1 protein-coding gene is annotated in these 511 nt (G+C 69.3%); it reads left to right on the top strand.

Annotated features, from left to right (window positions below; genetic code table 11):
- The coding region (locus CDA63_RS20180) for a PAS domain-containing protein (protein ID WP_165768426.1) at positions 1-511 on the top strand (511 nt) is incomplete at both ends.

The following is a 511-nucleotide window of genomic DNA, read 5'->3' as shown; positions in this document are numbered from 1 at the left end:
CGGCGCGGTGGCCGGCGTCTCCGTTTTCGCCTACGACGTCACCGAGCAAGTGCGGGCCCGCCAACAGCGCGAGGCCGAGCGCCAGCAGCTGCATCACCTTTTCATGGAAGCCCCTGCGCCCATCGTCATCCTCGACGGCCCTGAGTTGGTGTACCAGCTCGTCAACCCGGCCTACCAACGCATCTTTCCCGGGCGGGAGCTGGCCGGCAAGCCCCTGTTGGTGGCCTTGCCCGAGCTGGGCGGCGCCGACATCCCGGTCATCCTGCAGCGGGTGTATGAAACCGGCGAAACCTACGTGGCCCAGGAGCTGCCCCTGATGCTGGCCCGCCACGCCGGCGGCCCGCTGGAGGACGTCTACTCGACCTTCACCTACCAGGCCCGCCGCACCGCGCAGGGCACCATCGACGGCGTACTCGTCTTTGCCCACGAAGTGACCGACCAGGTGCAGGCCCGGCGCGTGGTGGAAGAAAGCGGCCAGCAGGCGCGGACCTTGGCCGCTGAACTGGCCGCG

It is taken from the genome of Hymenobacter amundsenii, assembly GCF_002204745.1.
Lineage (GTDB): Bacteria > Bacteroidota > Bacteroidia > Cytophagales > Hymenobacteraceae > Hymenobacter > Hymenobacter amundsenii.
This window is presented reverse-complemented; position numbering and strand designations above follow the sequence as displayed.